General features: G+C 59.5%; 20 protein-coding genes. 13 read left to right on the forward strand and 7 right to left on the reverse strand.

Annotated elements, in window-relative coordinates:
• Positions 1 to 93 precede the first annotated feature (93 nt).
• Complete coding sequence (locus ACWIKB_RS21950; protein ID WP_475269355.1) at positions 94 to 1,485, reverse strand: aldehyde dehydrogenase family protein; 1,392 nt, start codon at positions 1,483 to 1,485, stop codon at positions 94 to 96.
• A gap of 101 nt (positions 1,486 to 1,586) precedes the next feature.
• Between ACWIKB_RS21950 and ptrR the strand changes: the two genes are divergently transcribed.
• The 5 genes from ptrR (at position 1,587) to solA (ending at position 5,772) form a co-directional block, all read left to right on the forward strand.
• Positions 1,587 to 2,465: a putrescine utilization regulator PtrR gene (gene ptrR / locus ACWIKB_RS21955; protein WP_475269356.1), complete on the forward strand. Its 879-nt coding sequence runs from the start codon at positions 1,587 to 1,589 to the stop codon at positions 2,463 to 2,465.
• Positions 2,466 to 2,561: 96 nt separating this feature from the next.
• A complete protein-coding gene (locus tag ACWIKB_RS21960; RefSeq protein WP_475269357.1) occupies positions 2,562 to 2,897 on the forward strand; it encodes a hypothetical protein in 336 nt (111 codons plus the stop codon).
• Positions 2,898 to 3,407: 510 nt separating this feature from the next.
• Positions 3,408 to 3,659, forward strand: a complete 252-nt coding sequence (locus ACWIKB_RS21965; RefSeq protein WP_475269358.1) for a ParD-like family protein — start codon at positions 3,408 to 3,410, stop codon at positions 3,657 to 3,659.
• An 8-nt stretch (positions 3,660 to 3,667) separates the two neighbouring features.
• Positions 3,668 to 4,456, forward strand: a complete 789-nt coding sequence (map, locus tag ACWIKB_RS21970; RefSeq protein WP_475269395.1) for a type I methionyl aminopeptidase — start codon at positions 3,668 to 3,670, stop codon at positions 4,454 to 4,456.
• Positions 4,457 to 4,599: 143 nt separating this feature from the next.
• On the forward strand, positions 4,600 to 5,772 hold the full coding sequence (gene solA / locus ACWIKB_RS21975) for an N-methyl-L-tryptophan oxidase (RefSeq protein WP_475269360.1): 1,173 nt from the start codon (positions 4,600 to 4,602) through the stop codon (positions 5,770 to 5,772).
• Between the two features lie 118 nt (positions 5,773 to 5,890).
• Here the strand turns inward: solA and ppk2 are convergent, their stop codons facing one another.
• The gene (gene ppk2, locus ACWIKB_RS21980) at positions 5,891 to 6,808 is read right to left on the reverse strand and encodes a polyphosphate kinase 2 (protein ID WP_475269361.1); all 918 of its coding nucleotides are present in this window, start codon (positions 6,806 to 6,808) and stop codon (positions 5,891 to 5,893) included.
• A 191-nt stretch (positions 6,809 to 6,999) separates the two neighbouring features.
• Between ppk2 and ACWIKB_RS21985 the strand changes: the two genes are divergently transcribed.
• The gene (locus tag ACWIKB_RS21985; RefSeq protein ID WP_475269362.1) at positions 7,000 to 7,935 is read left to right on the forward strand and encodes a Ppx/GppA phosphatase family protein; all 936 of its coding nucleotides are present in this window, start codon (positions 7,000 to 7,002) and stop codon (positions 7,933 to 7,935) included.
• Here the strand turns inward: ACWIKB_RS21985 and ACWIKB_RS21990 are convergent.
• The 3 genes from ACWIKB_RS21990 to ACWIKB_RS22000 are packed head-to-tail and all read right to left on the reverse strand — an operon-like array spanning position 7,926 to position 9,592.
• The gene (locus ACWIKB_RS21990; protein WP_475269363.1) at positions 7,926 to 8,399 is read right to left on the reverse strand and encodes a hypothetical protein; all 474 of its coding nucleotides are present in this window, start codon (positions 8,397 to 8,399) and stop codon (positions 7,926 to 7,928) included. The genes ACWIKB_RS21985 and ACWIKB_RS21990 overlap by 10 nt on opposite strands.
• Before the next feature lie 38 nt (positions 8,400 to 8,437).
• On the reverse strand, positions 8,438 to 8,956 hold the full coding sequence (gene mug, locus ACWIKB_RS21995) for a G/U mismatch-specific DNA glycosylase (RefSeq protein ID WP_475269364.1): 519 nt from the start codon (positions 8,954 to 8,956) through the stop codon (positions 8,438 to 8,440).
• 12 nt (positions 8,957 to 8,968) lie between these two features.
• Complete coding sequence (locus ACWIKB_RS22000) at positions 8,969 to 9,592, reverse strand: TetR/AcrR family transcriptional regulator (RefSeq protein WP_475269366.1); 624 nt, start codon at positions 9,590 to 9,592, stop codon at positions 8,969 to 8,971.
• 258 nt (positions 9,593 to 9,850) lie between these two features.
• On the opposite strand from ACWIKB_RS22000, the gene ACWIKB_RS22005 reads away from it, so the two are divergent.
• The 5 genes from ACWIKB_RS22005 (at position 9,851) to ACWIKB_RS22025 (ending at position 16,045) form a co-directional block, all read left to right on the forward strand.
• The gene (locus tag ACWIKB_RS22005; RefSeq protein WP_475269367.1) at positions 9,851 to 10,978 is read left to right on the forward strand and encodes an HlyD family secretion protein; all 1,128 of its coding nucleotides are present in this window, start codon (positions 9,851 to 9,853) and stop codon (positions 10,976 to 10,978) included.
• Positions 10,978 to 12,426: a DHA2 family efflux MFS transporter permease subunit gene (locus tag ACWIKB_RS22010; RefSeq protein WP_475269368.1), complete on the forward strand. Its 1,449-nt coding sequence runs from the start codon at positions 10,978 to 10,980 to the stop codon at positions 12,424 to 12,426. The genes ACWIKB_RS22005 and ACWIKB_RS22010 overlap by 1 nt, the downstream gene beginning before the upstream one ends.
• Before the next feature lie 20 nt (positions 12,427 to 12,446).
• A complete protein-coding gene (locus ACWIKB_RS22015; RefSeq protein ID WP_475269369.1) occupies positions 12,447 to 13,913 on the forward strand; it encodes an efflux transporter outer membrane subunit in 1,467 nt (488 codons plus the stop codon).
• A gap of 31 nt (positions 13,914 to 13,944) precedes the next feature.
• Positions 13,945 to 14,901: an aldo/keto reductase gene (locus ACWIKB_RS22020; protein WP_475269370.1), complete on the forward strand. Its 957-nt coding sequence runs from the start codon at positions 13,945 to 13,947 to the stop codon at positions 14,899 to 14,901.
• Between the two features lie 208 nt (positions 14,902 to 15,109).
• Positions 15,110 to 16,045, forward strand: coding sequence for a LysR family transcriptional regulator (locus ACWIKB_RS22025; RefSeq protein WP_475269371.1), 936 nt, complete (start codon positions 15,110 to 15,112; stop codon positions 16,043 to 16,045).
• Between the two features lie 54 nt (positions 16,046 to 16,099).
• On the opposite strand, the gene ACWIKB_RS22030 is transcribed toward ACWIKB_RS22025, so the two are convergent.
• Both ACWIKB_RS22030 and ACWIKB_RS22035 read right to left on the reverse strand, forming a co-directional pair.
• Positions 16,100 to 16,372, reverse strand: a complete 273-nt coding sequence (locus tag ACWIKB_RS22030; RefSeq protein ID WP_475269372.1) for a DUF2790 domain-containing protein — start codon at positions 16,370 to 16,372, stop codon at positions 16,100 to 16,102.
• Positions 16,373 to 16,518: 146 nt separating this feature from the next.
• Complete coding sequence (locus tag ACWIKB_RS22035) at positions 16,519 to 17,373, reverse strand: LysR family transcriptional regulator (RefSeq protein ID WP_475269373.1); 855 nt, start codon at positions 17,371 to 17,373, stop codon at positions 16,519 to 16,521.
• Positions 17,374 to 17,507: 134 nt separating this feature from the next.
• Between ACWIKB_RS22035 and ACWIKB_RS22040 the strand changes: the two genes are divergently transcribed.
• Positions 17,508 to 18,560: an agmatine deiminase family protein gene (locus ACWIKB_RS22040; RefSeq protein ID WP_475269374.1), complete on the forward strand. Its 1,053-nt coding sequence runs from the start codon at positions 17,508 to 17,510 to the stop codon at positions 18,558 to 18,560.
• 4 nt (positions 18,561 to 18,564) lie between these two features.
• Positions 18,565 to 19,473 (forward strand): N-carbamoylputrescine amidase, encoded by a 909-nt coding sequence (gene aguB, locus ACWIKB_RS22045; protein WP_475269376.1) that lies wholly within the window; start codon positions 18,565 to 18,567, stop codon positions 19,471 to 19,473.

Below are 19,473 nucleotides of genomic sequence, written 5' to 3' on the forward strand. Positions count from 1 at the left end.
AAATATGTTTTTATTGGTTGAACGCTAAAATGACAGATCAACGGTTAAACAAGGAAGCCCGGGAGCCAAACGCCCCCGGGCTTATCGGTGTAATCAGCGACGATCCAGCCAGACAGTCTGCGCGTTACAGAATTCGCGCACGCCGAAATGCGAGAGCTCGCGGCCAAACCCGCTTTTCTTCACGCCGCCGAAGGTGACGCGTGGGTCGCTAGCGGCGTAGCCGTTGATGAATACACCACCGGTTTCCAGTTCGTCGGCCAACTGCTTGGCCAGTTTGAGATTGCGGGTGTAGATCGTCGCCGTCAGCCCAAAGTCGCTGTCATTGGCCAGCGCCAGTGCGTGGGCAGCATCCCGTGCGGTGATGATCGAGGCCACCGGGCCAAACAGTTCCTGGTTGAACGAGGTCATCTGGTCGGTGACATCCGCGAGCACCGTGGGCTCATAGAAGTTGCCGAGGCCTTCAGCTTTGTTGCCGCCCAACAACAAGGTCGCACCTTCTTCCAGGGTGTCGCGAACCTGTTGATCCAGTTCATCACGCAGATCGAAACGGGCCATTGGGCCGATGTAAGTGTCACTGGACAGCGGATCGCCGACCACCAGTTGGCGGGTCGCTTCGACAAACTTGCGGGTGAATTCCTCGACTACACCTTGCTCGACAATCAGGCGCTTGGCCGCCGCGCAGACTTGCCCGGTGTTCTGATAACGGCCAATCACGGCCGCTTTGACCGCGTCGTCCAGGTCGGCATCGTTGAGCACGATAAACGGATCGGAACCGCCCAGTTCCAGTACGCACTTCTTCAAGGCTGCACCGGCCTGAGCGCCGATGGCCATACCCGCGCGTACGCTGCCGGTGAGGGTCACGGCAGCGATGCGTGGATCGGTGATCGCCGTGGAAACGCCCTCCGGCGTGACGTTGATGACTTCAAACACCCCTTCGGCAAACCCGGCGCGCTGGATGGCGTCGCGCAGCAGATAGGCGCTGCCCATTACATTGGGGGCGTGCTTGAGGACGTAGGTGTTGCCGGCGATCAGTGCTGGAACGGCGCCACGCAGTACCTGCCAGATCGGAAAGTTCCACGGCATCACGGCGAGGATCGGGCCAAGCGGACGGTATTCAATGCGCGCCTTGCCACCTTCAACCAGGGTCGGTTCGGCGGTCAGCATGGCGGGGCCATGTTCGGCATACCACTCGCAGAGCTGCGCACACTTTTCGATTTCACCACGGGCCTGGTTGATCGGCTTGCCCATTTCCAGGGTGATCATGCGCGCCAGTTTTTGCGCGTCATCGCGCAGCACCTGAGCAAGGGCAATCAGCTGTTGCGAGCGCTGTGCTACGGGCGTGCGACGCCATACAGCGAAGCCGCTGGCGGCATGGGCGAGGGCGGCATCCAGTTCCGCGGCGGATTCAAAAGCATAGTGACCGATCTGCTCGCCGTTGGCGGGGTTGATCGAAATGGCATGGGTGAGACTGGAAATCTGGGTCATGGCACCGTCCTGCTGGGTGGGGGATGCGCTCAGGTTAAGGGGATGGTTGTTTTCTGGAAACTGAATAATATTGAGCCTATCGTTCACGTTTGGAGAATGACTTGGATCTGATCCAGCTCGAGATTTTCAAAGCTGTCGCCGAGCACGGCAGCATCAGTGCGGCCGCTCAGCACATCCACCGGGTGCCGTCGAACCTGACGACACGGATCAAGCAACTGGAGCAGGATCTGGGCGTAGACCTGTTTATCCGTGAGAAAAGCCGCTTGCGCCTGTCGCCGGCCGGGTGGAGTTTTCTCGACTATGCCCGGCGTATTCTGGACCTGGTCCAGGAGGCCAGGGCGACAGTCGCGGGCGAAGAACCGCAGGGATCATTTCCCTTGGGGTCGCTGGAGAGCACGGCGGCGGTGCGGATTCCCGAGTTGTTGGCCGCCTACAATCAGAAGCACGCCAAGGTCGAACTGGACCTGTCCACTGGACCTTCCGGCACCATGATCGACGGCGTGCTTTCCGGGCGATTGGCTGCCGCGTTTGTCGACGGGCCGGTCCTGCACCCGGCGCTGGAAGGCGTGCCGGCGTTCGAGGAAGAAATGGTGCTCATCGCACCGCTCAATCATGCCCCGATCCATCGGGCGCAAGACGTCAATGGCGAGAACATCTACGCCTTCCGCGCCAATTGTTCGTACCGACATCACTTCGAAAGCTGGTTCAGCAAGGACGCTTCGGTGCCCGGCAAGATCTTCGAAATGGAGTCCTATCACGGCATGCTGGCTTGCGTCAGTGCCGGTGCGGGGTTGGCGCTGATGCCCCGCAGCATGCTTGAAAGCATGCCCGGCTGCACCACGGTGAGCATCTGGCCGTTGTCGGAGTCTTTCCGTTATTTGCGCACCTGGCTGGTGTGGCGCCGGGGCACGGTGTCGCAAAGCCTGACTATGTTTGTGCGCTTGCTGGAGGAACGGGGCGTGGTGCAGAAAGAAATCTGAACAGTGCGAATAAGCGATACCAATTGGCCATCACCTCCGTTAGAGTACGCGCCGCCCGGGAGACGGATCCCGGGCGTTTTCTAATGGAGTTACGCAGTGAATTACCTCAGCAAAGTGGTTGCCGTCGCAATGTTCGGTCTGGTTTTGGCGGGTTGCACCGGCGCGCCGATGAAAACCCAGCACTATGACAGCAGCCAATACACCGTCCTGGGCCACAGTGAAGCAACCGCTACTGGCCTGTTGCTGTTTGGCGTCATCCCGATCAAGCAGAACAGCCGTTTTGTTCGCGCTCAAGACGCGGCGATCCAGGCCAAGGGCGGCGACGCCATGATCAACACCCAAGTGCAGGAAAACTGGTTCTGGGCGTGGGTCCTGACCGGTTACACCACCAAGGTTTCCGGTGATGTGGTCAAGTTGAAAAACGTTCAATAAGCGCAATGCTTCGCCGATTGGCGAGCGTGCCCGAGACGTGAAAAAGCCCCGGTTTAGCCGGGCTTTTTAGTCTGTGGCGTTTGTCGGAGCGTGCCGTCATGGAGCGGGATGCAAACATGAAAAAGCCCGCACTGGGCGGGCTTTGAAAGTTGAGTAGGTGGCCGGTGCTGGTCTCCGGCTTACGAGATTTATCAGGCCTCTCACAGCGAAGTTTTGTGCTTCACTGCCTCACACGGCATAAGGGCTGGATCTCAGCGCGGAGATCTTTCTAACCGTGTACCCTTCGGAGCGCGCCCCACGCTTCCTCGCTATCCTCTTGCGCATCAGTCTGCGTCTTCACCTACCACCTCAGAATAGCAAAAAGCCCAAGGCCCGGAAGGGGCTTTTTAGACCGATTATGCTCAAGCAAAAGTGTGGCAGGACGGAAAAACGCTATCGAAATTTGCGACTTCCTCAATGGTTCGATTAGTATACGTTTCATATGCATTTCGTATTGTTGTGGGGGGTTGTATGGGTATCGTAAAAATTTCAGAAGACATGCACGAGAATCTGCGTGTCGCCAGCAACGCGCTGAGTCGTTCGATCAATGCTCAGGCTGAGCACTGGATGCGCATCGGTATGCTGGCGGAGCTGCATCCGGATCTGGACCACAGTGACATCAGCCGTTTGCTGATTCGGGCCGAACACGTCGGTGGCCTTGATTTGAAGCAGGTGTGCGCACTTGCCGATGACGCTCAAGTCGCAGCGGGAGCCGCGCAATGAACCGTGCAGTGAAGCCCAACGTAGTGATCAATACTCCGGTTCAAATCGCCCAGTCTGGTGTGGCGGGCAAGCTCGCAGCCGAAGTGCTGGCGATGATTACGCCCCACGTCAAAGCCGGGGTCAGCCTGGACGAGCTCGATCGGCTCTGTCACGACTACATCGTCAACGTGCAGAAAGCCATTCCAGGCAATGTCGGCTATCACGGCTTTCCGAAAACCGTGTGCATATCGGTCAACGAAGTGGTCTGTCACGGCATTCCCTCGCCCCAGGTGCTGAAGGACGGCGACATCGTCAACATCGATATTGCCGTGGTCAAGGATGGCTGGTTCGGTGACACCAGTCGCATGTACTTCGTCGGCGAACCGAGCCCGCAGGCACGGCGTCTGGTGCAGACCACCTATGAAGCGATGTGCGCCGGTATTCGCGTCGTACGCCCCGGCGCGACACTGGGTGATATCGGCCATGCGATTCAGAGCGTGGCCGAGCGGGACGGCTTCAGTGTGGTGCGCGAGTACTGCGGGCATGGCATCGGCAAGGTTTACCACGATGAGCCGCAGGTCCTGCATTACGGCTTTCCGGGCCAGGGTCTGAAACTGAAAACCGGGATGATTTTCACCATCGAACCGATGCTCAACGTCGGCAAACGCCATGTGAAAACCCTGGCCGATGGCTGGACGGTGGTCACCAAAGACCTGTCTTTGTCAGCCCAGTGGGAGCACATGGTGGCGGTTACGGACGACGGCTTCGAGGTGTTGACCTCCTGGCCGGATCAGGTCGAGGGATATCCGGCCCCTTGACGCTTCAGTGTCCTTGGTTACGGCCTGAACCCTTGGCCTGGAAGCGCTGCGCCGACATCATTCCTGCATAGGCTTATGGCTTTTCAACCGTTGAATGTCTTACGGTTAACGACTCAAATGGCGATTTTTCGGAAGGCGAGTCGATGGAACGATGTGACGTAGCGGTTCTAGGATTGGGCGCGATGGGCGCTGCCACGGTGTACCAACTGGCGAAATCAGGGGTCAAGGTGATCGGCGTCGACCGTCATCATCCCCCTCACACTCAAGGCTCAAGCCATGGGGATACGCGCATCACCCGGCTCTCCGTCGGTGAAGGTGCCGCTTATCTGCCCATCGTTCGCAACTCCCACAGAATCTGGCGTGAGCTCGAAGCGCTGTCGGGCGAGTCGCTGTTCGAGCAGTGCGGTGTGCTGGTCATGACCTCCAACCCCGACTATGACGCGCAGGACGCCACTGACTTCACTCATCGCACACTGCAACTCGCGCACACCAACGGCATCGAGCATGAACGGCTCTCAGCCGCACAGATTCGCCAACGCTTCCCGCAGTTTTCACCGGTGCTGGACACCGCCATCGGCTACTTCGAACCCGATGGCGGATACGTCCGTCCTGAGCGCTGCATAGCTGTGCAACTGCAGCTCGCCGAAGCACTTGGCGCGACTCTGTTCAAGGGTGAAACCGTCACGCAAATAACCTCGGACGAGCAGGGCGTCACCGTCACTACCGACCAACGAACGATCCTTGCCGACAAGGTTGTGATCAGTGCCGGCATGTGGTCCCGCGACTTGTTGGGCCAGCCCTTCGACCGCTTGCTGCGGGTGTGCCGACAGAAGTTGTTCTGGTTCGAACTGGAAGATAACGCCCGGTTTGCCGAGGTCTCACCGACGTTCATCCTTCACCACGGGCCCGGTGATGAGGACATGCACTACGGTTTTCCGCCGTTGCCAGGAGAGGGCAGCCTGAAAGTCGGCACCGAGCAATACAGCGAGGAGTCTTCGCCAGACACCCTGGACCGGACCGTTAGCGACGCCGAAGCACGTGAGATGTTCGAGACCCAGGTGCGCGGCAAGATCGCCGGTGTCACTTCGCGTGTCGCCAAGTCGTCGGTGTGTGCCTACACCGTCACGCCGGACGGCGACTTCATCATCGACGAGCATCCTCATCTGAAAAACACGCTGGTGGTGTCCGCCTGTTCCGGTCACGGCTTCAAGCATTCCGCAGCCTTGGGCGAAGCACTGGCGCAATGGTGCGTGCGGGGCAGCAGTGACCTGGATTTGTCGGCGTTTTCGTTGAAACGGTTTGACCGGCAAGGTTGAAGACCCTTACGCGGTAAAACCGACAGGCAAAAAAAATGCCGCCGGTTAAGGCAGCAATAAAAAAGCACGCGTTGTATGCCCTGAGTATTGACGGCGTCAGGTTACAGAATGATGACGCTTAATAGACTTGCGGCACGATGAGTTCCGGTGGCGTCGGGCTGCGGGAATAATCTTCCTGGCGCACGCGCTGGGGCAGCTCGATTGTCGGATGTTCCACCTCTTCATAGGGCATTTGCCCGAGCAGGTGGTTGATGCAGTTGAGGCGGGCCTTTTTCTTGTCGTCGGCTTGCACCACCCACCACGGCGCTTCGGCGATGTGGGTGCGTTCGAGCATGATTTCCTTGGCCTTGGTATAGGCTTCCCAGCGCCGACGGGACTCCAGGTCCATGGGGCTGAGCTTCCATTGCTTGAGCGGGTCATGAATGCGACTGAGAAAGCGCAGGTGCTGTTCCTGGTCGGAAATCGAGAACCAGTACTTGATCAACTGAATACCGGAACGGGCGAGCATCCGCTCAAATTCGGGCACGGTACGGAAGAACTCTTCGTACTGATCGGCGTTGCAAAAACCCATGACCTGCTCGACACCCGCGCGGTTGTACCAACTGCGGTCGAAAAGCACGATTTCCCCCGCCGCCGGCAGGTGCGAGACGTAGCGCTGAAAGTACCACTGGGTTTGTTCGCGATCATTGGGGGCGGGCAGCGCGGCGACCCGGCAGACCCGCGGATTGAGCCGCTGGGTAATGCGCTTGATCACGCCACCCTTGCCGGCGGCATCGCGTCCTTCGAACAGGATCACCACTTTGGCGCCGGTCTTGACCACCCAGCTTTGCAGCTTCACCAATTCGCCTTGCAGGCGGAACAGCTCGCTGAAATAACGTCGTCTCTCTTCCTTTTCACTGCCCTCGTCGACGTGCCCGTCGAACAGCGCATCGAGGTCGTGTCCATCCTCCAGTAATTCCAGTTCCAGCTCTTCGTCGTTGTGATCGAGCAGCTCGCGATGGATTCGCTGCATCAGGGTGTCGTTGTTGGCAAGCATGGTGGGAGGCTCCCGTGGAAGGTGGCGTTGACGATGGTATTCCGGGAGATATGACGAAGTGGTGACGAAAAGACTGTAGGACGTGGGATGAGGCGGTGTCATCTTCGTGTCACCTAAGCCATGGCAAGATCTTCGCAAACCGTCTTGAAGGCCCCGACTGCGGGCGAATGAATCTGCCAGGAATCCCTACCATGAAAGGAGACGCCTCTCTGTTTGCAGCCATTGACCTGGGGTCGAATGCGTTTCGCATGATGATTGGCCAGTCGGTCCGGCGGAATCAGCAGTTCGTCATCCAGGAAGTGAAAACCCTGCGTGAACCGGTGCGTCTGGCGGAGGGATTCCAGGGTGGGGCGCTGGATGAGTTGGCGCTGGATCGGGGCTGGCAGGCGCTCGCGCGATTTGGCAAGAAATTGCGCGGTTTTGAGTCGTGCCGGGTGCGGGCGGTGGCCACCAGCGCGGTTCGCGAGGCTAACAACGCGCAACTGTTCCTGGCCAGCGCCGAGCGTCACCTTGGATTTCGGATCGACGTCATCTCCGGGCAGGAAGAGGCGCACCTGGTGTACGCCGGGGTTGCCCACACGCTGCCGGGCGCGGAGAGTCAGCGTTTGGTTGTGGACATTGGCGGCGGCTCGACCGAGTTGATTCTGGGGCGCGGAACTCAGCCACTGATGACCGAAAGCATTGCCATCGGCAGCGGCACGTTCGGTTCACGCTACTTTCATGGCGGACGCATCACCGCCCAGGCGCTGCTGGAGGCCGAGCGCGTAGCCTCGCTGCAGTTTGAAAAAGTCGCCCGGCGTTATCGTGCGCTGGGTTGGCAACAGACCATCGGCTCGTCAGGCACCGCGCGGATGCTGGCCAAAGTGCTCAAGGCCAACGGCTTGAACGACGATGGCCAGAGCGGCATCACTTACGGCGGATTGTTGCGCCTGTCATTGCGCCTGCTCGAAGTCGGGCACGTCAAACAACTCAAGCTGGCCGGGTTGCAGACTCATCGGCTGAGTATCTTGCCCGGCGGCCTGGTGGTGATGCTGGCGGCGTTCAAGGTGTTTGGCATCTCGCACATGACACCGTCCGAGCCGGGATTACGCTTTGGGGTGATGCATGGGTTGATGAGTCAGCATTGATCGCCGGCGGAACTCATCGCTGGCGCTGTTTCGTAATCCGTCCGGGTCTTGCCCTGGCGGTCGCGGAAGGTGAAGTGGCTGAGAAAAAGGCATAGGCCAAGGCCCAGCATGTCGGCGACAAAATTGGCGTACGCAGAGGCAAACGGGATGCCGTTTTCTCGTGGGTCCACATACATCTCGTTGTACGCCGACAGGAACAGCACAATGATCAAACCACCCCACGGACTCCACGGGATTCCGGCCTTCAGCGCGTAAAAATTTTCCCGCAACGAGCGCTTGAAAAACCGCGACGGGACGGTCACGTAGCCCAACGACATTGCCGCGCAGAAGCCATACAGGAAATGGCAGAAGTTGTAGCTCCAGACAATGATGTTGAACACATTGATCTGGACCAGCAAGAAAGTGCCGAAGATCGCCACGCACAGCAGAAACGGGGTGTAGGTCGAGCGTTGGGTGAACAGCATTGAAGCTCCTTGAGGGGGGATTGATCCGTTGGGTAATGCTACCGGAGTCCTGCTTCCTTTATCGCGGCTAAATAGAGTTGGCGGTACGCGTCTACCAGTTGATCGAGTGTGAATGCCAGATTTCGCCCGCTCGGGTTCGGCAGGACCCAGACCGCTGCACCTCCAAATGTCCTTGGCTGAAGTCCCCACGCAATAGTTCGTTGACCGGATAACGCGCAGTACGCCGCTTTGCCGAGAAACGCCACAAAGCGTGGTGCATAGCGGGTGATCTTCTGTTCGAAGTCTCCGGCGGCAGCGGCGAACTCATCTCGCGACAACTGATCCGCCCGCGCCGTGGGCCGGTCAACCACGGCGGTTAATCCACACTGGTGTTGCAAGATTGTCCGGTCGTGTTCCGGACGCACTTCCTGCGGCGTGAAGCCCGCGAGATGCAGCGTGCGCCAGAAGCGATTGCTCCTGCCGGCAAAATGATGCCCTTGGGCGGCGGCGGTCATTCCCGGGTTGATCCCGCAGAACACCACCGCCAATTGCTTGGCCAGAATGTCTTCGAGTCCCACCTTAAAAGCCTCTCATCCGCAGATTACGTTGACCGCGTTGCGCGCCAGTTCCGTCAGTTCATCCCGGGATTTGCCTGCTCGTGCGCGTATAGAAATGCTGTGCAGCAGGGAGGAGGCGAGGACGGCAAGGGCTGCCGGGTCTGCGCCTTCTTTCAGCTCGCCGGCACTGACTGCTGTTTGTAGACGGATTTCGAGATCGGCGTCGAGCCGGCTCAGTCGATCGGAGAGCACGTCGCGAATTTCCTGATCCTCCACAGCTTCGGTGGTCGCCGTACCAATCGCAAAACAGCCGCGCGGCTGGCCTTCGCCAGAGAAGTAGATCGACAGTTGCCCCTCATAGAAACGCATCAACGCCTCGCGCAATGTCAGCGTGCTGTCCGTCAGCGCCTCGTGCATGGCCGCCGCGGCAAACTCCCAATATTGCTCCAGTGCCTTGATGTACAGCGCGTGCTTGTCACCGAACGCGGCATACAGGCTGGGGCGATTCATGCCGGCCGCGGTGGCGATGCTGTCCAGTGACGCGCCGGAATAGCCGGTGTTCCAGAACACGCCAAGCGCTTGCTGCAAGGCTGTTTGCGGGTCGTATGCGCGAGGGCGGCCGCGTCCTTTTCCCTCGGTGATCTTTTTTTGTGCCATATCGTATAAAACTCTTGATGGAAGGTGGGGGTGTCTATATTCTTACATCATCGCACAAAAATAAGGAACCAAAAATTCCTTGGCTTCAGGTTTGTTGTAGCGGAGCTCGAACTGGGTGTTGCGGCGACCAAACAGGCGCGGCGGAGTGATCCTCCTGACCGCGCACGGGCTGGCTTTCTCATAGCAATTATTGACATCAGGGCCGCAGGCGAATCTTGCAGGCGTTGACCGATTACCCAGTGACAGGTGCAGGCGATCATGACTAAACAGTTCGACATCTCAGCGGCACAAGCCATCGAGCATCCAGGCCCGGACATGCCCATCAAGAAGCCCCTCAGAGAGAAACTGCGGCCGTTTCTGATGATTGGTTTTCCGGTACTTTTCGCAGCCGTCGGGTATGCGCACTACGTGGCCGGCGAACCCTTCGTCACCACTGATAACGCCTACGCCCGGGTGGCGAAAGCGTCGATCAACGCACGCATTTCCGGGCAAGTCGTGGAAATCGCGGTCGAGGACAACCAGCCGGTTCGCAAGGGCCAAGTGCTGTTTCGCATCGACCCGAAACCGTTGCAGATCGCGGTTGACCGCGCACAGGCTCAACTGAGCGTCGCCCGGCTGCGCATTGACGGCCTCAAGGCCAGTTACCGCCAGCAGCAGGCCGAACTGCAATCGGCCAAAGAGTCGGCGGATTTCGACCAGAAAGAATTTGCTCGCAAGAAGGCACTGGTGGCGACCGAGTTCGTCTCCCGCGCCATTTACGAGCGCGCTGACACCGACCTTAAAGTCTCCCGGCAGCGAATCGCATCGATCGAACAACAGATCGCCAGCACCATCGTTGCTTTGAACGGTGACCCCAACATCAACGCCGACAATCACCCAACGGTGCATGAGGCCAAGGCCCAGCTTGACGAAGCGCAGCTCTACCTGTTGTACGCGACGGTGTACGCGCCGGACGATGGCATCGTCGCCAAAGTCGACGATTTGCAGGTAGGCAATTACGTCAATAACGGCGCGCCAGCCTTTGCGCTGCTGTCCGGTCGTCAGGTGTGGATCGAAGCCAACTTCCGCGAAACCGAAGTCACTCATATGCGCCCTGGCCAGGAAGCGACGATCAGCATCGACACTTATCCCGATCACGTTTTCAAGGCCCACGTCACCAGCATGAGCCCAGGCGCCGGCGCGGATTTCGCCTTGCTGCCACCGGAAAATGCCACCGGCAACTGGGTCAAGGTGGTCCAGCGGGTACCGGTTCGTCTTGAGCTCGATGAAGCAGATCCAGCGCTGCCGCTGTTCTCCGGGACCAGCGCCACGGTCAAGGTTGATACCGGGTTTCGCTCGCCGTGGTGGCATCCACTGAAATCATTGCTGACTGCGGGTAACTTCTGATGAACACGCGGACATTAAGGTTCGCCGCGCTGCTCGCGACCTATATGCAGTCGGCGAACTTGCCGTTGCCGAACGCAGTACTGCGCTTGATTCAGGGCAGCCTGTCGATGACCGACGACCAGGCGGGCTGGATTTTTACTTCGTACCTCGCGGCGAGCGCCATCACTTTGCCGATTGCGCAGTGGCTCGCCGGGCGTTTTGGCTTGAAGCGGGTTTACCTGGTCGCGTTGGGTTGCTTCGTCCTTGGCTTGCTGCTGGTTACGCGAGCAACGACCCCGTTGGAATTCATCGGCGCGCGGATTGTTCAAGGACTGGCGAGTGGTGTGCTGGCGCCGCTGTCGATGGCGATTGCCATGGAGACTTTGCCACTGCCCAAGCGTGCGAAATTTGGCGCGACGTGGACGGCTATCGTGCTGTTGGGCATCGTCAGCGGCCCGAGCATCGGTGGTTGGGTCGGCGAACATTTCGGCTGGCGCCCGATCTTCTACCTCAGCCTGCCGTTATCAGCGTTCATCTTCCTGGCGATGGCGCTGTTGCTCGCCGAGAAGAAGGCCGAGAAGCGCCCGACGTTCGACTTCTTTGGCTTCGGCACCTTCACGCTGGGGTTGATCAGCCTGCAGATGTTGCTCGATCGCGGTGAACGCCTGGACTGGTTTGCCTCGACCGAAATCTGGCTGGAAGCGCTGGGCTGTGCGCTGGGGTTCTACCTGTTCCTTGTGCATGTGTTAACCGCCAAGGTGCATTTCCTCAACAAGCGTTTGTTCGACGACCGTAACTTCGTGCTGTCGACGGTGATCTTTTTCGCCGTGGGTTTCGTGCTGTTGTCGACCATGGCCCTGACCTCGCCGATGCTCGACGAGATTCTCGGCTACCCGCCTGACACCACCGGTTCCCTGACGATCCCGCGCGGCATCGGCCTGGTGGGCGCGTTCCTGTTGATGGGCCGGGTTCCCGAGCGTTTCGACCGTCGGCTGTTCGTCGCCGCGGGTGTGGCCCTGGTGGTTTATGCCAACTGGCTGATGCTCGGCTATTCGCCGTTGATGGACTGGTCGCCGGTGGCCGTTGCCGGCGCCATTCAGGGGATCGGCATCGGCATCTTGATGCCGGCGCTGACCAAGGTTGCGTTCAGCACCCTCGACCCGGCACTGCGCCCGGAAGGCACCGGTCTGTTCAACCTGTCACGGGTCTACGGCAGCACCCTCGGCGTGGCGATTGTGCAGCTGTTTTTCTTCAACAACACCCAGGCGATGCACCTGGCGCTGGCCAGCAATGTGACGCCGTATCGCGCCGCGATGCCGTCCCTGCAAGCGCTGGCGGGGTTCAATGAAATGATCACCGGCCAGGCGGCTTTTATCGCCGTGATCGACCAATTCAAGATTTTGATGCTGGCGATGCTGGTGGTGAGCCCACTGGTTGTCTTCCTTCGCAAACCCGTTCCGACCTACTGATTTGTCGTGGAGTGTGCCCAATGAAATCTCATGCGCTTTTCATCACCAGACATCAGCTCCCAAGGATGGTCAGTGCGATGTCGTTTATGGTGTTCCTCTGCGCCTGCACCGTCGGCCCAGACTTTAAAACGCCTGCGGCCAGCGAGTCGCAGCACTTTGACCAACAGGCCGAACAGCAACTTGCTCAACACATCGGCTACGGCAAGAAGATCAACGGTGATTGGTGGTCAGCGTTTCGTTCGCCCAAGCTCGATGCGCTTGTGCGTCGGGCCATCGACGGCAATCTTGAACTCGTAGCTGCCGACGCAACGATTCGGCAAGCGTCCTCCTCGGTCGCGGCGGCGGAAGGGGCGCTTTACCCTCAGGTGGATTTTGGTGCGCAGGCGGGCCGTCAACGCACCCATAACGGACCCGAGCCAACCGTCTCCAACTTCTACGCGATTGGGCCACGGGTCGGTTTCGACCTGGATGTGTTCGGCGGCAACAAGCGCCTGGTCGAACAACAGCAAGCGTTTACCCAGTTGCAAAAGCATCGCTACGAAGCGGCGTACCTGACCTTGACCGGTGATGTCACCAGTCAGGCGTTGTTGCTGGCGTCCGCCAACGCGCAGATGAAGGCCGTTGAAAAGTTGCTGGCCAATGACGCCAAAAACCTTGAGCTGGTACGCGCGGCGCATGTCAGTGGCGCCACCACCCAGATCGACGTGTCGCTGGCCGAAACCCGTCTGGCCCAGGACCGCACGTTATTGCCACCTCTCGCACAGCAGCGCGATTCGGCACGCCATGCGCTGTCGATCCTGACGGGCAAAGGCCCGGCGGACTGGATCGCGCCCGAGTTTGAACTGGCGGAGTTTGCCTTGCCGTCTAACGTGCCGGTCAGTCTGCCCTCGGAGATGGCCCACGACCGGCCGGATGTCCTGCAAGCGGAGGCCGAGCTGCACATGGCCAGCGCGGCGGTGGGCGTCGCGACCGCCAACCTCTATCCGCATGTCGAGCTTTCGGCCTCACTGGCGCAAGCGGCTTCCGGCAATGGCGGCGCGGCGCTGTGGGGTTTTGCGGCAGGGCTGACGGCACCGATTTTCAATGGTGGCACCCTCAAGGCTGAACGTCAGGCCGCCGTCGATGGCTACCAGGCGTCTCTCGCTGGTTATCAGCAGACGGTTATCCAGTCGTTCGGTCAGGTCGCGGACACGCTGCAAGCGATCAACCATGACGCCGAGCAAAACCTCGCGCAGGAAGACGCGTTGCGCGCCGCCGACACGAGTTTTCGCTTGAACCAGCAAGCCTACGCCCAAGGCGAGAACAGCATCCTGCAAGTGCTGGAAGCGGAGCGCGCCTATGAGCAGGCACTGCTCGGGCAAATCCGCGTGAAGACGGCGCAGTACCTCGACACCGTGCGGTTGTACGTGGCACTCGGCGGCAACTCCGTCGGCGTGTTCGAGCAGAAAGTCGCGTCTCGCGAAGCACCGAAACATTCGTATCAATAACGGCTGCGGCCCCAAGTTGTGGAGTAACGATATGTCATACGAAGCTTTTCACGATGGACTTCGCGATACCCGGTTCGCGCTTAATCACGGCTCGGTCGAGATGCCGGCCGTGGGATTTGGCACGCTGTTTAAGGATCTCGCAGTCACGACCCAAGCGGTCAAGCATGCGTTGGACGCCGGGTTTCGCCATTTCGATTGCGCCGAGCGTTATCGGAACGAAGATAGGGTCGGGGTTGCGATAAACGAAGTGCTGGAGGCGGGCACGATCCGCCGCGAGGACTTGTTCATCACCACAAAACTGTGGAACACCAACCACCGTCCCGAGCGGGTCGAACCTGCTTTTGAGGCCAGTTGCCGGCGACTGCAGGTTGACTACATTGATTGCTACCTGATCCATACGCCGTTTGCCTTTCAGCCCGGTGATAACCAGGACCCGAGGGATGCTTTTGGGCATGTGCTCTACGATTCAGGCGTGACGTTGCTTGAGACGTGGCGGGCACTTGAACGGCTGGTGGATGAAGGGCGGTGCAGGTCCATTGGCTTGTCTGATATTACTTTGGAGGCTTTGAAAGAGATCGTGGCCGCCGCCCGGATCAAGCCTGCGGTCGTGCAGGTGGAATCCCACCCGTATCTGCCGGAATGGGAACTGCTGGAGTTTTGTCAGCAACACGGCATCATCGTCCTGGCGTTTGCGCCACTGGGCCATGGCATGGAACCGAACGTACTGGAAGATACGGTGATCACCGGCATCGCCAAGCGTTTGCAAAAGACCCCGGCGCAAGTGGCGTTGGCCTGGTCGGTGCAGCGCGGCGTGGCGTTCCTGACCACGTCGGCGACACCGAGCCATATCCAGGAAAACATCGATATTGAGACCTTGCCGCAACGGGCCATGCGTGAGATCAAGGAAGACATTACGACCCGAGTGCGCTTCAACTCGGTGGTGGAGACCGGTGTGCCGGGGTTTATTCCGCGTAAGAAAGCTGAGTAACCCCGGTCACTTGGACTGACACTTACCCTGTGGCGAGGGGGCTTGCCCCCGTTCGGCTGCGAAGCAGTCGCAAACCATTGCACTCGGTGTCCCTGACACACTTCGGTTGCAGGTTTTGGGGCCGCTTCGCAGCCCAGCGGGGGCAAGCCCCCTCGCCACAGGTATTGTGTCCACCATGATTTTTTTCCGGGCTATTGAGGTGCCATTGATGGACGTTTTCCAAACCATGCGGGTCTTCATCGCCGTCGCGCAAAGCGGCAGCTTCACGGCGGCGGCGGACCTGCTGGACACCACCACAACCAACGTGTCCAAAGCGGTTTCCAGCCTGGAAGCCCGGCTGCAAACACGCCTGATCAACCGCACCACCCGACGCCTGGCCTTGACCGAAGCCGGCCAACGTTATTTGCAGCGCTGCGAGAAAATTCTGGATGAGGTGCGTGAGGCCGACGAAGAGGCGGGCACCGCTCAGGTCATGCCCGCTGGCCGGCTGAAGATTCATGCGATGGCCGCCATCGGTAATCATTACGTGATCGATGCCATTGCCAAGTATCGCGAGACGCATCCCTCGGTCATGTTCGATTTGACCCTGACCAATCGGCTGCCGGATATGCTGGAGGAGGGCTATGACATGTCGATTGTCCTGGCGCGGGATTTGCCCGACTCAGGTTTCGTCGCGCAGCGGCTCGGCATCACGTTCAGCATTCTTTGCGCGTCGCCCGCGTACCTGAAAAAACGCGCAAGTCCCGATTCGCCGGATGCGTTGGTCTCACATGATTGCTTGCGGATTGTTAACACGGTAATGCCGGTTGAAAACTGGGCATTCGAGGGGCCGGAAGGCGTGGCGACGGTGACCATTCCCGAGTCTCCCATTCATGTCAACACGGCCGACGCCATGACGGTGGCCATACTCAGCGGGATGGGGATTGGGATTCAGCCGATTGCCTCGGCGGTCGATGGCCTGAGAGCCGGCACGTTAGTGCGCGTACTGCCGGAGTACCATCTGGAAGAGTTGAATCTGTTTGCGATCTACCCGTCACGCAAGTTCGTGGACGCGAAGATAAGGACATGGGTGGAGTTTCTTAAAGACTACATTCCGGGCATGTTGGCCGCGGATGCAAAAGTCGTCGGCTCATCGAAAAGGTGATCGTCGCCGGCGCCGCAGGTATGGAGTGTCGACCCTCCATCTTCTGCACGGTCCTCAACCGTTTGAACAGCCAGTGCCCATCACTTGATACTGCAGAACGTGTTGTTGGCCCTGAGAGTCTTCATAGGTCATCTGTGCCGGGACCGGTCCGCACTGATCCCCGGTATCGGTAATCGCAATGACTTTCTTGATGTCCAGATTCATGCCGTAAGCGTAACTTTCAACCGCGGTATTGCCGGTCGCGTTCGTTGAATTAGCCTCGTCTGCCAATGCGTGTGCGCCGACACCGAAAAGAGCAAAAAACAGCGCAATGCCTGAAAGTTTCATGATGTTCACCGTCTCATTCAAGGTTAGTTGTTTTACCTCGCGAGCTAGTTGCTCAGCGGGTAGAGGCGATGCTAGGTGTTTGGCTTTGCCCCAAACAGCGGGCCACTGGACAAACACTGTTGCCAGAATCCGCATGAATAGAACCGTTATGCCGCCTCCAGCTGACTCAGCAGCCACTCGCTGAAGCTTCGTGCATTGCTTTCACTGTCACGATGGGTCAACAGCGCCCAGTTCGGGCCGCGAATGGTTTGCTCCACCAAGGGTTGCAACGAGCCATTGGTACGGGCCTGGCAGCTCAACAGTTCGCTGACCAACGCGATGCCCAATCCTGCACACGCTGCGTCCAGCAACAGGCCGGGATCGGAGAAGTTCAGCCCCTGATCCTGCTGGCCGACATCGATGCCAGCCTCCACCGCCCAGTGACTCCAATCCATTTCCCGTTCGCCGTGCAGCGTGGTGCGTTGTGCGGATGGCAACGCCAACACGCTTGGGTGACACGCCGGATAGAGGCGGTCAGCGTGCAGCACTTTGAAGCTGCATTCGGCCTGGGAACTGATGTCGTCGCGCACCGCGATGTCGATGGTCTGGGTGGTCATGTCCGGGACTTCATCGGTGCTGTAGATCCACAGATCAACCTCCGGATGCTGGTGACGGAAATCCCCCAGGCGCGGCAGCAGCCAGTGACGGGCGAACGCCGGCGTGGTGTTGAGCACCAGTTGATTGGGTTTCTGATATTGGCCGAGACGACGAATGCCGACGGCCAATTGTTGCAACAGCGCCTGGGTGGTGCTGAGCAGGTCGTGACCGGCATCGGTCAGGCTGACGCTGCGGCCACTGCGGAAAAACAGCGGTTGCTCAAGGTACGCCTCAAGGCTGCGGATCTGCTGACTGATGGCCGATTGGGTCAGGTTCAGTTCGGCGGCGGCCTTGTGAAAACTGCCCAGTCGCGCGGCGGCTTCAAAGCCGCGAAGGGTGCTGAGCGGGGGCCAGTGCTTGAGCATATTGATAAGTTCCTCTAATCAGTTTTCCACTAAATCCATCGTTTGTTCACCCGATTTTACAGCCGTAGCATGCATGCCAAGCCCATCGAGGCGGTTTTCATTGAACACAATGACTTAACTAAAAGGTGCTTGTCATGCAGAACAACCAAATTCAAAACAGTGGCTGGATGATGCCGGCAGAGTGGGTTCGGCACGCTGCGACCTGGATGGTCTGGCCACACAATCAGGCACTGTGGGAATCGGGTTGGCGCGTCACCTTGCCGCTGGTGCAAGAGGATTTCGCTCGCGTGGCCAATGCCATCGCCCGTTTTGAACCAGTGAAAATGGTGGTTGATCCTTCGGCTGTCGCCAGTGCCAAAGCGCTGTGCGGTCCCAACATCGAACTGATTCCGTTGGCGGTGAACGACAGTTGGTGCCGTGACTCCGGCCCGAGCTTCGTCTGCCACCCACAACAAGGCCTGGCCGGAGTGAGCTGGCGCTTCAACGCCTGGGGCGGCAAATCGGCCCACGACCTGGATGAAAGCCTGGCGCGCCGTGCGCTCAATCACTTGGGCGTGGCGTGCTTCGGCACACCGTTGAGCAACGAAGGCGGGGCGATTCATGTCGATGGCGAGGGCACGCTGATCACCACCGAATCGGTGTTGCTCAACGCCAATCGCAATCCGGACATCAGCAAAGCCGAGATGGAAGAGATCTTCACTCGTCTGCTGGGCGTGAAGAAAACCATCTGGCTGCCGGGCGATCCGGATTACGTGACCGGCGACATGACTGACGGCCACGTCGATGGCGTCTGCGCCTTCGCCCGTCCCGGTGTGTTGTTGGTGGACGCGACCCACGACAAACAGTCGGTGTATGCCGAAGTCGCTCGCGAAAACCGCCGCGCCCTGGAACTGGCCACCGACGCCCAGGGCCGCAAGTTCGAGCTGATCGAGTTGTACGAAGCCACCGATGCCGTGGACACCGAAGCCGAAGTGTTCTGTGCCTCCTACACCAACTTCTACATCGCCAATGGCGCGATCATCATGCCGGCCTACGGCATCGAGGCCGACAACGCGGCGGCGGAAGTATTGGCTCAAGCGTTCCCGGGCCGCGAAGTGGTGCCGGTGCGGATCAATCACCTGGCCCATGGCGGCGGCGGGGTGCATTGCATCACCCAGCAGCAGCCTGCCTGGCCGGTGGAGGGTTGAGATCATGACCCTGTTGACGATTGCGACTACCCAGATGCCATGCACCTGGGACCTGCAACACAACCTCGATCAGGCCGAGCAGCTTGTGCGTGAGGCGGCAGCCAAAGGCGCCCAGATCATCCTGTTGCAGGAGCTGTTTGCCACGCCGTATTTCTGCATCGAGCAAAGCCACAAACACTTGGCGCTGGCCGAAGAATATCGGGACAGCCACGTGCTCAAGCGCTTTGCCGCATTGGCCAAGGAGTTGGGGGTGGTGCTGCCGCTGAGCTGGTTCGAGAAGGCCGGCAACGCCTACTTCAACTCCCTGAGCGTGGCCGATGCGGACGGGCGCTTGCTGGGGGTGTATCGCAAGACCCACATCCCCAACGCCATTGGTTATCAGGAGAAGGAATACTTCAGCCCCGGCGATACCGGTTTCCAGGTCTGGGACACGGCGTTCGGACGCATCGGCGTGGGGATCTGCTGGGATCAATGGTTCCCCGAAACCGCCCGCTGCCTGGCGTTGATGGGGGCGGAAGTGTTGCTGTTTCCCACGGCTATCGGCTCTGAACCGGGCTGTGCAGCGCTGGATTCGCGCGACCATTGGCAAATGACCATGCGCGGGCATGCGGCGGCCAATCTCCTGCCGGTGGTGGCGTCGAATCGCGTCGGCCGCGAAGTAGCGACTACCGATCCGACCTTGCAGATGAGCTTTTACGGCTCGTCGTTTATCTGCAACCACAAGGGCAAATTACTCGCCGAGGCCGACCGCGACAGCACCGGCGTACTGGTGCACAGCCTGGACTTGTCGCTGATGCGCGAAGAACGCCTGAGCTGGGGCATCTACCGCGATCGCCGCCCGGACATGTACGGCGCGTTGCTGAGCCAGGACGGCCGTCACCTCCATTCTCGCTGGGCCACTCAAGGGGTTTGA

Source organism: Pseudomonas sp. 5Vm1k (genome assembly GCF_056161485.1).